The organism is Salinihabitans flavidus, assembly GCF_900110425.1.
Lineage (GTDB): Bacteria > Pseudomonadota > Alphaproteobacteria > Rhodobacterales > Rhodobacteraceae > Salinihabitans > Salinihabitans flavidus.
The window spans coordinates 1-12,870 of sequence record NZ_FODS01000045.1 but is presented as its reverse complement, the minus strand read 5'-3'; the positions used below and the strand labels follow the sequence as shown (position 1 = coordinate 12,870).

Here is a 12,870-nt window from a genome sequence, read left to right as displayed (position 1 = left end):
CGCGCCGGATGTGTTGAGAGCCGTTGCATCGCGCTCCCCCATGCTGCGCCATGTCTTTGCGGATGGCGGTTATGCAGGACCCAAACTGCGCGATGCGCTGAAAGCCATCGGACGTTGGAGCGTCCAGATCGTCAAACGCTCCGACACCGCCGACGGGTTCGAGGTTCTGCCACACCGATGGGTGGTCGAGCGCACCCTTGCTTGGCTGGGCCGATGCCGCCGCCTGTCAAAAGATTGGGAAAAATCCATCGCCAGCGCAGAGGCGTGGATCACAATCGCCCACATTCGACGCGTCACACGCCATCTCGCAAGGGATTAATAATGCTCAGATAGTTTTGAATCAGACTCTAAGGTATTGCCGCAGTGCAGCGCAATACCGGGTGAGCGCTATCAATCAGGCTTATGGCCGGTTTCAAGCCCATGTCGCCCGCGTGAAACGGCACGTTCGCAGGCGGATACGACACGGGCGGTGTGCTGTGATGCCAGAAAACTGGCGCGACGATCTCCCGGCGGAACACGGTGGCGGAAAGCGCGGAACATTATGGGAACGTGTCTTTCGTTCGCCGGCGCAACGCGCTAGATTGCGGGACATGAGCAGTTTCGACGAAAACGACGCCTTCGAGGGCGCCTCACTGGCCGCGCGCGCGATGGCCGCGCGTCCGGCCCCCTATCTCGACGATCTCAACCCCGCGCAGCGCGAGGCGGTGGAGGCGCTCGACGGGCCGGTGCTGATGCTGGCCGGGGCGGGCACCGGCAAGACAAAGGCGCTCACCGCGCGGATCGTGCATCTGCTCAACACCGGGCGCGCCCGGTCCAACGAGATCCTTTCCGTGACCTTCACCAACAAGGCCGCGCGCGAGATGAAAAACCGCGTGGGCGCGATGCTGGGCCAGTCGATCGAGGGGATGCCGTGGCTGGGCACGTTTCACGCCATCTGCGTGAAGCTGTTGCGGCGGCATGCCGAGCTGGTGGGGCTGAAGTCCAATTTCACCATTCTGGACCGTGACGACCAGATCCGCCTTCTCAAGCAGTTGATCGCGGCGGAACATATCGACGAAAAACGCTGGCCCGCGCGGCAGATCGCGGCGCTGATCGACGGCTGGAAGAACCGCGCGCTCACGCCCGAGAAGCTGCCCGCCGCCGATGCGGGCGCCTACAACCACCGGGGCGGCGAGATTTACCGGCAGTATCAGACCCGCCTGCGCGAGTTGAACGCGGTGGATTTCGGTGATCTTTTGCTGCACATGGTGGTGATTTTCCAGACGCACCCCGATGTGCTTGAGCAATATCAGCGCTGGTTCCGCTATGTGCTGGTGGACGAGTATCAGGACACCAACGTGGCGCAATACCTGTGGCTGCGGCTTCTGGCGGGCGGGCACCGCAATATCTGCTGCGTGGGCGACGACGATCAGTCGATCTATGGCTGGCGGGGCGCAGAGGTGGGCAACATCCTGCGATTCGAGAAGGATTTTCCCGGCGCCAAGGTGGTGCGGCTGGAACAGAACTACCGGTCCACCCCGCATATTCTTGCCGCCGCGTCGAATGTCATTCGCGGCAACGAGGGGCGGCTTGGCAAGACGCTCTGGACCGAGGCGGAAGAGGGCGAGAAGCTGCGCCTGATCGGCCATTGGGATGGAGAGGAAGAGGCGCGCTGGATCGGGGAAGAGATCGAATCATTGCAGGGCGGCACCCGCGGTGTGCGCCCCATGAGCCTTGACGAAATGGCGATTCTGGTGCGCGCCTCCCATCAGATGCGCGCCTTCGAGGATCGGTTCCTGACCATCGGCCTGCCGTATCGCGTGATCGGCGGCCCGCGTTTCTATGAGCGGCTGGAGATTCGCGACGCGATGGCCTATTTCCGCGTCGTGGTCAGCCCGGATGACGATCTGGCGTTCGAGCGGATCGTGAACACGCCCAAGCGCGGGCTTGGCAATGTCGCGCAGCAGAAGATCCAGACCACGGCGCGCGCGCATGGCGTGCCGCTTGTGCAGGGCGCGCGGATGCTGCTGGCCAAGAAGGGGCTGGGCGGCAAGGGGGCGACCGAACTGGCGCAGCTTCTGAACGGGATCGATCGCTGGGGCCGGATGACGGGCGATGCCGATCTGACCCATATGGAACTGGCCGAGATCATCCTCGACGAATCCGGCTATACCGCGATGTGGCAGAATGACAAGACGCCGGAGGCGCCGGGGCGGCTCGAAAACCTCAAGGAACTGGTCAAGGCGCTGGAGCAGTTCGAGAATCTGCAAGGGTTCCTCGAACATGTCAGCCTGATCATGGACAATGAAAGCGACGACGGCGGCGCGAAAGTGTCGATCATGACGCTTCATGCCGCCAAGGGGCTGGAGTTTCCGGCCGTGTTTCTTCCGGGGTGGGAGGACGGGCTTTTCCCCTCGCAGCGGTCCATGGACGAGACTGGCCTCAAGGGGCTGGAGGAGGAACGCCGCCTTGCCTATGTCGGGATCACGCGCGCCGAGGAGCTTTGCACGATTTCATTCGCGGGCAACCGGCGGGTGTTCGGGCAGTGGCAATCGCAGATGCCCTCGCGGTTCATCGACGAATTGCCCGAAGAGCATGTCGAGGTGCTCACGCCGCCGGGGCTTTATGGCGGCGGATATGGTGCGGCGCGCCCCTCTGCCGGGATCGAAGCGCGCGCGGCGCAGGCGGATGCCTATAACTCCCCGGGATGGCGGCGGATGCAGGCCCGCGCCCGAGAGTGGGGCACCAGCCAGCCCCGAGAGAGCCGCACCACGGTGATCGACCTTGACGCGGTGTCGAGCTTTACCGTGGGCGAACGCGTGTTTCATCAGAAATTCGGCTATGGCGCGGTGACGGCCATCGAGGGCGACAAGGTCGAGGTCGATTTCGAAAAGGCCAGCACGAAGAAGGTCGTGGCAAGGTTCCTGACAAGCCCGGACGATATTCCCTTCTGAGCGTCTCCCGATTGCTGGATTCGGTGCGCGGCACTGTGCCGGAAACAAAAAAAAACGACGACGCCAGGGAGGAGGAGGGCGCCGCCGTTCTTGTTGGCATCCGGCCCAGGGAGGAGGAAAGGACCGTCTGCGTCTTGTTCGGGCCGTTTGGCCCGGAAAATCCGGCCGACGACGCAGGGAGGAGGAGAGCGCCGCCGGCCTAGTCTGCACCCGGCCCAGGGAGGAGGAGAGGACCGTCTGCATCTTGTTCGGGCCTTTCGGCCCGGAAAATCCGGCCGACGACGCAGGGAGGAGGAGAGCGCCGCCGACCTAGTTTGCACCCGGCCCAGGGAGGAGGAGAGGACCGTCTGCATCTTGTTCGGGCCTTTCGGCCCGGAAAGTCTGACCGGCGACGCAGGGAGGAGGAGAGCGCCGCCGGCCTAGTCTGCATCCGGCCCAGGGAGGAGGAGAGGACCGTCTGCATCTCGTTCGGGCCGTTTGGCCCGGTGTCCTTGCGGCGGCGTCAAGGGGAGGAGAAGCGCCGCCGCTGTGTTCGGAAAGCCAAAGGGAGGAGAGGCTTTCCAGAACTGGTGTCTTAGTTCGCGTAGGCGGCCTGATAGGCCACCGAGCGGATCGCAGAGCGATTCAGGCCGAGATCGGCCAGTTCGCGATCCGAAAGTGCGCTGAGCTCGGTTACCGTCTTGCGAAAGGCATGACGCTTGCGAAGGGTGTCCGTGACCGCAGCAACCGTCGCCGCCATCCAGGCGCCGAGCCCGGTGCGTGCAAAGCTGTGTTGAGTTGCCAGTGCCATGTTCGTATTCCTTGTCGTTCTCGTGTGTCTGATGTGCACGTCCTGTGTCGCGCTGTTATGAAACTCATATAGGCGGATGCTGCACCTGCACAATGAACTCCTGAGCAATGCCGCTATGCAGAAAATGAATAGCGTATGCTGACCTAATTTTTGATCGCCCGGTTGGTATTCCTGCACTGAAACCGGGCAATTCTTGAACAGCCTCTTGTGGATCGGCACAGAGTTGTCAGGTATGAGACAGTCGATTCAGGAGGATGACATGGCGGTGACCGAGGCACAGATTCGCGACGCCCTTGCACAATTGGCGCTGCCCGATGGCGGCGACCTGATCGGGCGTGACATGGTGCGCGCGCTGAGCGTCGATGGCGGGCAGGTTCGATTCGTGATCGAGGCCCCGTCACCGGAGATCGCCCAGCAGATGGAGCCGCTCCGCAAGGCTGCTGAATCGACCGTGGCGGCCCTTGAGGGGGTGGAGTCGGTGTCGGTGGCGCTGACGGCGCATGGCCCCGCCTCCCCGCAGAAACCCGCGCCGAGCCTGAAGGTTGGCGGTCATCCCAAGCCGCAGCAGGGGCCGATGAAACCCGCCGGGGTGGATCGCATCCTTGCCATCGCCTCGGGCAAGGGGGGCGTGGGTAAATCCACGGTGTCCAGCAACCTCGCCGTCGCGTTGGCGAGGCAGGGGCGGCGCGTGGGGCTTCTGGATGCGGACATCTACGGGCCCTCGCAGCCGCGCATGATGGGCGTGAACAAGCGCCCGGCCTCGCCAGACGGAAAGACGATCATCCCGCTGCACGCGCATGGCGTCACGATCATGTCGATCGGCTTCATGCTCGACCCCGATCAGGCGGTGGTCTGGCGCGGTCCGATGCTCATGGGGGCGTTGCAGCAGATGCTGGGTCAGGTGGAATGGGGCGAGCTTGACGTGCTGATCGTCGATCTGCCGCCGGGCACGGGGGATGTGCAGCTCACGCTGTGCCAGAAATCCGAGCTGAGCGGGGCGATTGTCGTGTCCACGCCGCAGGATGTGGCGCTTCTGGATGCGCGCAAGGCGATCAACATGTTCGAGATGCTCAAGACGCCGGTGCTTGGGCTGATCGAGAACATGTCCACCTATATCTGTCCCGAATGCGGGCATGAGGCGCATCTGTTCGGGCATGGCGGCGTTGCGGCGGAGGCCGAGAAGATGGGCGTTCCGCTTCTGGGCGCGCTGCCGATCGACCTCGACACCCGGCTTGCGGGCGACAGCGGCACGCCGATCGCCGCCGGCGATGGGCCGGCGGCCGAAGCCTATGCGCGCATTGCCGCCGGGCTGGTCAAGGGCGGGATGGCCTGAAGCGGGTCTGCGTCATCCTTTGCGAAGGTAGTCCGACAGCTCCGCGAAAAGCGCCTTGCGCTCATCCTCTGACAGAAAACGGCCAATCTCCACCGTGCGGCCATTGCCTGACAGCGTGATGTAGAAAGGCACCGGCCCGCCATTGTCATGCAGTTCGGCCTTTGCCCAGTAGATATTGCACTCCCAGCTTTGCGGCGCGCCGCGTGCGGGGGTGTGGATCAGCGTGAGAATGTCCCCCGCGCGCGTCAGTTCCTCCAGCGTGGTGCCGTCGCGGTAGCTGCGTCGCAGCCCCCACCACAGTCCGGCCACCCCCGCCAGCATGAACGGCAGCATCCCCCAGACCAGCGCAGTGCCCAGCAACGGGTAAAGCGGAATGGTGATCACCACGAAGGTCACAAGAATGACCACCGCGAATCCCTTGTGCGGCAGGGAGCGGTAGGGCCAGAGGGTCAGTACGGCCCCCGCGTCAGGCGGGTTTTCGGTCCAGTGGTAGGGCATGGGGTCATCCGGTGCGAGTGGGGCGATGCCCGGGGTCGTTTCCTTCGAGCGAATGGAGCGCGGTCAAGAAAAAGGCCCCGGCGGGTTCACCGGGGCCTCTTGTCAGCTTTGGAGGCGTCGGCACCTTAGTGCGCGTGGCCCTTGTCCCAGTCTTCCTGCTTGGGGAGCGTTTCGAACGTATGCTCCGGTGGCGGGCTGGGCAGGGTCCATTCCAACGTATCCGCGTATTCGTTCCAGTAGTTGTTCTCGGTCACCTTGGCGCCGCGGAACAGCGCGTAAAAGACGACGCCAAAGAAGAACACGAAGGACGCAAAGGAAATCAAAGCCCCGACCGTCGACCACCAGTTCCAGTACGCGAAGGCCTCTGGGTAGTCGATATAGCGCCGTGGCATGCCCTGACGGCCAAGGAAGTGCTGCGGGAAGAAGGTCAGGTTCACGCCGATGAACATCGCCCAGAAATGCAGTTTGCCCGCCCATTCCGGAAGATGCCGCCCGGTCATCTTGCCGAAGTAGAAGTAGATCCCCGCAAAGATCGCGAAGGCGGCACCGATGCTCATCACGTAGTGGAAATGCGCCACGACATAATAGGTGTCATGATAGGCGCGGTCCACGCTGGCCTGGCTCAGCACGATGCCGGTCACACCACCGATGGTGAAGAGGAACACAAAACCGCACGCCCAGAGCATCGGCGTCTTGAACTCGATCGAGCCGCCCCACATGGTCGCGATCCACGAGAAGATCTTTATCCCCGTGGGCACCGCGATGACCATTGTCGCCAGCATGAAGTAGGACTGCTGTGTCAGCGACATTCCCGCCGTATACATGTGGTGCGCCCAGACGACGAAGCCGAGCGCGCCAATCGCGATCAGCGCCCAGACCATCGGCAGGTAGCCGAAGATCGGCTTGCGCGAGAAGGTGGCGATGACGTGAGAGATGATGCCGAACCCGGGCAAAATCACGATATACACCTCCGGGTGGCCGAAGAACCACAGGATGTGTTGATAAAGCACCGGATCGCCGCCACCGGCGGGATCGAAGAAGGTGGTGCCGAAATTCCGGTCGGTGAGCAGCATCGTGATCGCGCCGGCGAGCACCGGCAGGGCCAGCAGGATGAGCCATGCGGTGACGAAAATCGACCAGGCGAACAGAGGCACCTTGAACAGGGTCATGCCCGGCGCGCGCATGTTCAGGAAGGTGGTAATCATGTTGATCGCGCCGAGGATGGAGCTTGCGCCCGAGACGTGGACGGCGAAGATCGCAAGATCCATCGACATGCCGGCCTCGTTGGTGGAGAGCGGCGGGTAGAGGACCCAGCCCACGCCGGAGCCGAGCTGCCCGTTGCCGCCCGGCGCAAAGAGCGAGGCGACGCCCAGCGAGGTGCCCGCGACATAGAGCCAGAAGCTCAGGTTGTTCATGCGCGGGAACGCCATGTCCGGCGCGCCGATCTGAAGGGGCATGATATAGTTGCCGAACCCACCGAAAAGCGCGGGGATCACGACGAAGAACATCATGAGCACACCATGATAGGTGACCAGCACGTTCCACAGGTGCCCGTTCGGGGTGCAGGTGTCGGGTGTCGTGAAGAGGTGGAACCCTTCAAGGCACATATACTGCACGCCCGGCTCCATCAGCTCCAGCCGCATGAAGATGGTGAAGATGACGGCGATCAGGCCGACAAAGGCGGACACGATCAGATAGAGAAGACCGATATCCTTGTGATTGGTGGACATGAACCAGCGGGTGAAGAACCCCCGCTCGTCCTCGTGATCGTGGCTGTGAATGGCTGCGTCTGCCATGCGTTGCCTCCTGCTGGTGTGTTCAAAGGGCTCATGAGGCCATACATGTGCCCCGGTTCATGAGATGTTTTAGAGGGATGGGCGGGGCGCGGCAATGTCCGTATTTGACGCAGATCAAGAAAAAATGCCGCATCCGGAATATGCGAGGGTCGCCTTGACAGGTCGCGCGGCGGCTGGATCGTGCTGGCCGGGGGCGGAAAACACAACGGGCGCGGTTTGATCCGCGCCCGTCATCCTATTGAAAAAGCTTGGCTTTATTCTTCTTCCGAAGAGAATGTGGCCAGGTAGGCGGCCACATCGTCGCCGCCGTCGCGCAGCTTGAAGGTCATCTTCGTGCGCCCGTCGGTGCCCAGTTCCTTCAGAAAGGCGCGCGGATCGGCCACATACTCGGCCAGATTCTCCTCGTCCCAGACGAGGCCGTTTTCCCCGGCCTCTTCAAGGGCGTTGGAATAGCGGAAGTCTTCGACAGTGCCGGCCTGCTGGCCGATGATCCCGTAGAGGTTGGGGCCGGTGCGGCCGCCGCGGACGATGGTTTCGCCTTCGGGCGACTCGATCATGTGGCAGGATTTGCACTTGCGGAATTCGCTTTCCCCTTCTTCCGCGTCGCCCTGGGCGAAGGCGGGCAGGGCGAAGGCCAGCGTGGCGGTGGCTGCGAGTATGGTCTTCATCAGGGGCCTCTTGTTTGATTGCAGTTTGCGTGCCGTGCAGGATCGTTCATTACGTTAACCGGATCAACGGGCAAATCAACGCGGTGCGACGATCCGCCGGCTCGGTGTCGGGCGAATCACCCTTGCGCCGTTGATGAACAGGGCAAACCCGTTGTCTGCACCCTGTCGGTAAAACGTCGGTATCGCGTCGGTGCCGCCGACCGCGAGTGCCCCGGTTAACCCGGCGCGCGGTGAGATGTCGTTAACGGTCCGGCGCGGGGTCCGGAAGCGGCGCGAAGATCTCGTCGAAAGTCTGGCGCAGGGCGACATCGAGATCGGCCATCGTGACCGGCAGGCCCAGATCCACAAGGCTCGTCACCCCGTGGTCGGTGATGCCGCAGGGCACGATGCCGGAAAAATGCTCCAGCTCCGGCTCCACGTTGATCGAGATGCCGTGAAAGCTCACCCATTTGCGCAGGCGGATGCCGATGGCGGCGATCTTGTCCTCGGCCGGTGCGCCGGTCGGGCCGGGCGGCTTGTCCCCGCGCACGACCCAGACGCCGACCCGGCCCTCGCGCAGTTCGCCGCGCACATTGAAGCGGTCCAGCGTGGCGATCACCCATGTCTCCAACTGATGAACGAAGCGGCGCACGTCGCGCCCGCGCCGCCCGACATCGAGCATGACATAGGCCACGCGCTGCCCGGGGCCGTGATAGGTATACTGCCCGCCGCGTTTGCTCTCATGCACCGGAAAGCGGTCCGGGTCGGTCAGGTCGGCGGGCTTCGCGCTCGTCCCGGCGGTATAAAGCGGCGGATGCTCCACCAGCCAGACGCATTCCCCGGCCTCGCCCGCGGCGATGGCGATGGCGCGCGCCTCCATCCAGGCGCAGGCCTCGTCGTAATCGGTCAGCCCGTCCGAGATGATCCAGTCCGTCATCGCGCGCCTTTCGCGTTCTCGCCGTGGTTATGCCCCGCGTCACGGCGGTCCGCAAGCGCCTCAGCCGGGCAGCAGGCCCGCCTCGCGGATCGCGGGCATGTAGCTTCGGCTGACGGGCAGCGCGTCGCCCCGCGAGGTGGTCACGAGCGCGCCGTCACCCCGCCGCCTGACCGCGCGCACCTCGGGCAGCGCCACCCAGTAGGAGCGGTGCACCTGCATCCCTTCGGCGGGGGCCGTCTCGGCGATGGCGTCGCGCAGGCGCATCAGCAGCATTTCGCGCCCCTTTGTCGTCGTCACCTCGACATAGTGATCGCGCACCGCCAGAGAGACAAGCGCGCCGCGCTTGTCGAGCGGCAGGCGACGCAGGATCGGGGGCGTGGACGTGGTGGACGCCTCTGCCATGACAGTGCCGCGAGAGACCAGCATCAGCCCGGTCACGACGCCTGACACCAGAACACAGATCCCCGCAAGCCGCAGGATGCCCGCCGCTCCGTCGACCGCACGGCCCAGAAACAGCAGGTTGAGCGCCAGCAGGATCACGGTGCAGCCCAGACCGATCCCTAGCACCGCCACCGCGATACGTGCTGGTTGCGGCGGGGCGTTCTCGGGGAAGGCCGCGATGAACACCGCCGCCCCAAGGCTATAGGTCAGCCATGCGACCAGCGCCCAATACGCCATGCGCGGCAAGGCGGGCAGGGTGTCGATCGTGCCGAACGGTCCGGACACGCCCAGAAGGATCGACACGCCGATAAGGGCCAGCAGCACGAAGCGGCTGGCGAAATGCGCCCGTATTCCGTCCCGCAACTCGCGAAGCGCCGATTGCGGGGGGGGGTGGCGGTCACGTGATTTGCTCCGTCATTCGCGTATCGGTCCTTGAGACGTGGCAAAGGACCATGCAGGCGCCCCCTGTCGCATTCCGAACTGTAGGAGGTTTCGCATGACCCTTGATCCATTTCTTCATGCCCCGTTCATTATCCAGTTTCACACCGTTTGCGCAATCTATGCGCTGGTGATCGGACCTGTCGCGCTTTTCAGCCGCCGCAAGGGCCGATGGCATCGCTGGGCCGGACGGAGCTGGGTGCTCGCCATGGCGCTCACGGCGGTCTCGGCGGCGTTCATCTTCACCATCCGGGTCGTTGGACCGTTCTCTCCGATTCATATCCTTGTGCCTGTCACGCTTTACGGTCTTTGGCACGGGGTCAGCCTGATCCGCAAGCGCAAGGTCGCAGAGCATGCCCAACACATGCGCGGGCTGTATTTCGGCGCGATGGGGGTCGCGGGCCTGTTCACCCTGCTGCCCGGCCGCCTGATGAGCGAGATACTGTCGCCCGGCGCGCCCTGGGCCGCGTTCGCGGTCGCCGCCGTGGTCTTGATCTTCGGGGTCTGGCGCGCCTATCGCGGGGAACTGCCGCTCCCGCGGTCCGCCACAAAGGGCGGGTGACGCCCCATGCGGGCCGCTCAGACGGGGCGGCCCGGTCTCCGGAGGGGGCCGGCGGCTGTCGCCGGCGCCCCGCAGTTTCACCCGATTTGTTGCTTTTTCACGGTTTTGCTCGCGTCAGCGGGGAATTTCTTGCTAGACTGGTCGAAATGAATTTGAACAACGGGGAGTGCACGCGATGTTTTCAAAGTCGCTTAAGTCCGTCTTTCTGGCGGCATTTGTCACCACATCGGCCACGGGGGCGGCGCAAGCCGACAACCTTGGCGCGGCGATCGTCGGCGGGGTGATCGGCGGGGTGATCATGAACGAGGCCAACAAGAACCGGCGCACACGCACGCGCACGGTGGTGGTTCAACCTTCGGCCACGCGGGCCTATCATCGCGAAACGCAATCCTCGCTGAATTACTTCGGCTTCAACGCGGGCACGCCCGACGGCATTCCGGGCAGCCGGACACGTTCGGCCATCTCGCGCTATCAGGCGTTCATGGGCTGGCCGGCCACCGGGCGGCTGTCGGATTATCAGCGCGATTTCATCGTCTCGTCGCACAACCGCGCGCAGATCGGAGGACCGGAGGTCGTCAAGGCGATGCAGTCCGATCCGCAGGGGGTGCGCTCTCTTTTGCAGAAATGGCACGGCGATTCGTCGGGGATTCGCACCCGCACCACCACCTATAACGGGATGCCCGAGCCGGTTTCGGCCGCGGTGGACGAGATCGCCGACAGTTCCGACCCGAGCGCCGAGCAGCTTTTGCAGCGGTCGGGCTTCGTGCAGCTTGCCGATCTGAACGGGGACGGGAAAACCGACTATATCCTCGACACCTCTGTCACCGGAAGCCAGTTCTGGTGCGGCGAGCAAAGCTGTTCGGTGCTTGTCTTCGCCTCCAGCCCCGATGGCTACAAGCGCAACGATTTCCTGACGCATGAGGCGAAACCGGCGGTGTTCTCCTGTCATCAGGGATCATGCCGGATGAATGAGAATGCGACGATGGAGGCCAGCGCGGAGCCGCAGGCACAGCAGCCCCAAACGCAAACCGCCTCTGCCGAGGCAGGGCAGCAGGAGCCGGTGAAGATTCAGCCCTTCGCGCTGAGCGGCAAGGACAAGCCCGCGCCGTCGCTGGCCAGCCATTGCAGCAAGGTGAGCCTTCTGACCAACTCCAACGGCGGATTTGTCACCAAGGCCACGCTGAACGATCCCGATTTCGCGCTGAGCGAGCAGTTCTGCCTGACCCGGACCTATGCCATCGGCACCGGAGAGGACATGGTGACCAAGGTGCAGGGCGTGAGCGCGGCGCAGGTGGATGCGCAATGCGACGCCTTCGGCCCGGCGCTGGCGCCCTATGTCGCGCGGTTGGGCGACGAGAGCGCGGCGCAGATGACCGCGCAAGTGCAGAAGTTTGCCCTGCAATCGGACATGTCGCTGTCGCAACTGAGCGATACGGCGAAGATCTGCCTGTTCTCGGGCTATCGCCGGGATGACATGGACGTGGCGCTGGGCTCTGCCCTGCTGCTGGTGGGGACGGGTGACAAGCCCTATGCCGAACTTGTCGGCCACCACCTGTCACAGGGGTTCGGCGCGACCACCAACGCCGATCTGGCCCAGGACTGGTACATGATCGCGGTCGGCGCGCTGGATCGCGGGGCCGAGCCGGTGTTCGCCCCCGGTCAGCCGGAGCGGGCGGCGCTTCTGCGGGCCGCGGCGACGCGGCTGGGCGGAGACACGTCGGCGGATGTGAAGCCGGAGCCGGCGTCCTCCACGCTGCCCAGCTTCTCGCTGGAGTAAGGCGGGCGCCTTCGGGAAATTCCTTGCTGAAGGGGCGAAATTGCCCCTTCACATCCCCGGACGGCTCGTCTATATCGCCCCTCACCAAGTCAGACAGTGCGGTCGTGGCGGAATTGGTAGACGCGCAGCGTTGAGGTCGCTGTGGGGTAACTCCCGTGGAAGTTCGAGTCTTCTCGACCGCACCATTTTTCAGAATAATATATAAGAAAAACAATAAAATAGCTGAATTCGATCGGTATATTCACCCAAATGACCACCTTTCGAGCTTCCATGATGCGATGACCTTACTCGCTTAAGTCAGTGAAATGGGCGGGAGCCGACTTTCGCCACAGTATCCTCGAACGATCGGTTTGGAGAAGTGATCGATTGGCGTCGTGGTTGACTAGGTGTCACATCCCGCGTGATTATACGGTCGTTTCTTGAAGATTTCTGGTTTCTGGCGATGCCAGTCCTTGAGCGCGTCGATGGGCGTTCGGCCCTTGAGCACTGATTGCGGGAGCTGGCCATTATAGAGCCGGACATAGCGAAGGATGGTCTGTTCCAGGTCTTCTCCGCTGCGGAACCGGTGGCTCTGCAGGACATCTTCGATCCGGCCGTTGAAGCGCTCCACCATTCCGTTGGTCTGTGGCCGCATCGGTGGGGCAAGGCGGTGCTCGATACCGAGATCGGCGCAGAGCCGGTCGAACTCGTGGTTTCCAGTGGCGGCGCGTTTTCGCAG

At 63.6% G+C, this 12,870-nt stretch carries 12 protein-coding genes and 1 tRNA gene; 6 read left to right on the top strand and 7 right to left on the bottom strand.

The genetic code is table 11. The features are described from left to right. Both BMW66_RS18875 and BMW66_RS18870 read left to right on the top strand, forming a co-directional pair. A partial coding sequence (locus tag BMW66_RS18875) for a transposase (RefSeq protein WP_139196130.1) occupies nt 1-319 on the top strand: 319 nt, incomplete at its 5' end. Between the two features lie 271 nt (nt 320-590). Then, nucleotides 591-2,933 carry an ATP-dependent helicase gene (locus tag BMW66_RS18870; protein WP_093120685.1) on the top strand — a complete coding sequence of 781 codons (2,343 nt, stop codon included), beginning with the start codon at nt 591-593 and terminating at the stop codon, nt 2,931-2,933. 574 nt (nt 2,934-3,507) lie between these two features. Here BMW66_RS18870 and BMW66_RS18865 read toward each other — a convergent pair. Then, entirely contained in the window at nt 3,508-3,723 is a 216-nt protein-coding gene (locus BMW66_RS18865) for a DUF1127 domain-containing protein (protein WP_093120684.1), read from the bottom strand. A 259-nt stretch (nt 3,724-3,982) separates the two neighbouring features. Here BMW66_RS18865 and BMW66_RS18860 point away from each other — a divergent pair, with 259 nt between their 5' ends. Then, nucleotides 3,983-5,056, top strand: a complete 1,074-nt coding sequence (locus tag BMW66_RS18860) for an Mrp/NBP35 family ATP-binding protein (protein ID WP_093120686.1) — start codon at nt 3,983-3,985, stop codon at nt 5,054-5,056. A 12-nt stretch (nt 5,057-5,068) separates the two neighbouring features. Here the strand turns inward: BMW66_RS18860 and BMW66_RS18855 are convergent, their stop codons facing one another. The 5 genes from BMW66_RS18855 to BMW66_RS18835 all read right to left on the bottom strand — a co-directional run bounded on the left by BMW66_RS18855 (nt 5,069) and on the right by BMW66_RS18835 (nt 9,699). Next, on the bottom strand, nt 5,069-5,554 hold the full coding sequence (locus BMW66_RS18855; RefSeq protein WP_093120683.1) for a DUF2244 domain-containing protein: 486 nt from the start codon (nt 5,552-5,554) through the stop codon (nt 5,069-5,071). Nucleotides 5,555-5,679: 125 nt separating this feature from the next. Continuing rightward, nucleotides 5,680-7,350: a cytochrome c oxidase subunit I gene (ctaD, locus tag BMW66_RS18850; RefSeq protein ID WP_093120682.1), complete on the bottom strand. Its 1,671-nt coding sequence runs from the start codon at nt 7,348-7,350 to the stop codon at nt 5,680-5,682. A 254-nt stretch (nt 7,351-7,604) separates the two neighbouring features. Beyond that, the gene (locus tag BMW66_RS18845) at nt 7,605-8,018 is read right to left on the bottom strand and encodes a c-type cytochrome (protein WP_093120681.1); all 414 of its coding nucleotides are present in this window, start codon (nt 8,016-8,018) and stop codon (nt 7,605-7,607) included. A 241-nt stretch (nt 8,019-8,259) separates the two neighbouring features. After that, nucleotides 8,260-8,934 carry a lipoyl(octanoyl) transferase LipB gene (gene lipB, locus BMW66_RS18840; RefSeq protein WP_093120679.1) on the bottom strand — a complete coding sequence of 225 codons (675 nt, stop codon included), beginning with the start codon at nt 8,932-8,934 and terminating at the stop codon, nt 8,260-8,262. A gap of 60 nt (nt 8,935-8,994) precedes the next feature. Continuing rightward, nucleotides 8,995-9,699: a LytTR family DNA-binding domain-containing protein gene (locus BMW66_RS18835; RefSeq protein WP_139196284.1), complete on the bottom strand. Its 705-nt coding sequence runs from the start codon at nt 9,697-9,699 to the stop codon at nt 8,995-8,997. Nucleotides 9,700-9,871: 172 nt separating this feature from the next. Here BMW66_RS18835 and BMW66_RS18830 point away from each other — a divergent pair, with 172 nt between their 5' ends. The 3 genes from BMW66_RS18830 (at nt 9,872) to BMW66_RS18820 (ending at nt 12,337) form a co-directional block, all read left to right on the top strand. Continuing rightward, nucleotides 9,872-10,375, top strand: a complete 504-nt coding sequence (locus BMW66_RS18830) for a DUF2306 domain-containing protein (protein WP_093120677.1) — start codon at nt 9,872-9,874, stop codon at nt 10,373-10,375. A 175-nt stretch (nt 10,376-10,550) separates the two neighbouring features. Continuing rightward, entirely contained in the window at nt 10,551-12,152 is a 1,602-nt protein-coding gene (locus tag BMW66_RS18825; protein WP_093120676.1) for a peptidoglycan-binding domain-containing protein, read from the top strand. Nucleotides 12,153-12,250: 98 nt separating this feature from the next. After that, nucleotides 12,251-12,337 (top strand) — tRNA-Leu (locus BMW66_RS18820). Nucleotides 12,338-12,534: 197 nt separating this feature from the next. On the opposite strand, the gene BMW66_RS18815 is transcribed toward BMW66_RS18820, so the two are convergent. Continuing rightward, a partial coding sequence (locus BMW66_RS18815) for an integrase core domain-containing protein (RefSeq protein ID WP_139196153.1) occupies nt 12,535-12,870 on the bottom strand: 336 nt, incomplete at its 5' end.

Excerpts from the sequence above, each read along its gene's own strand:
- BMW66_RS18855 (WP_093120683.1), bottom strand. The coding sequence starts at position 5,554 with ATGCCCTACCACTGGACCGAAAACCCGCCTGACGCGGGGGCCGTACTG.
- BMW66_RS18830 (WP_093120677.1), top strand. The coding sequence starts at position 9,872 with ATGACCCTTGATCCATTTCTTCATGCCCCGTTCATTATCCAGTTTCAC.
- BMW66_RS18860 (WP_093120686.1), top strand. The coding sequence starts at position 3,983 with ATGGCGGTGACCGAGGCACAGATTCGCGACGCCCTTGCACAATTGGCG.
- BMW66_RS18825 (WP_093120676.1), top strand. The coding sequence starts at position 10,551 with ATGTTTTCAAAGTCGCTTAAGTCCGTCTTTCTGGCGGCATTTGTCACC.
- lipB (WP_093120679.1), bottom strand. The coding sequence starts at position 8,934 with ATGACGGACTGGATCATCTCGGACGGGCTGACCGATTACGACGAGGCC.
- BMW66_RS18865 (WP_093120684.1), bottom strand. The coding sequence starts at position 3,723 with ATGGCACTGGCAACTCAACACAGCTTTGCACGCACCGGGCTCGGCGCC.
- BMW66_RS18870 (WP_093120685.1), top strand. The coding sequence starts at position 591 with ATGAGCAGTTTCGACGAAAACGACGCCTTCGAGGGCGCCTCACTGGCC.
- BMW66_RS18845 (WP_093120681.1), bottom strand. The coding sequence starts at position 8,018 with ATGAAGACCATACTCGCAGCCACCGCCACGCTGGCCTTCGCCCTGCCC.
- ctaD (WP_093120682.1), bottom strand. The coding sequence starts at position 7,350 with ATGGCAGACGCAGCCATTCACAGCCACGATCACGAGGACGAGCGGGGG.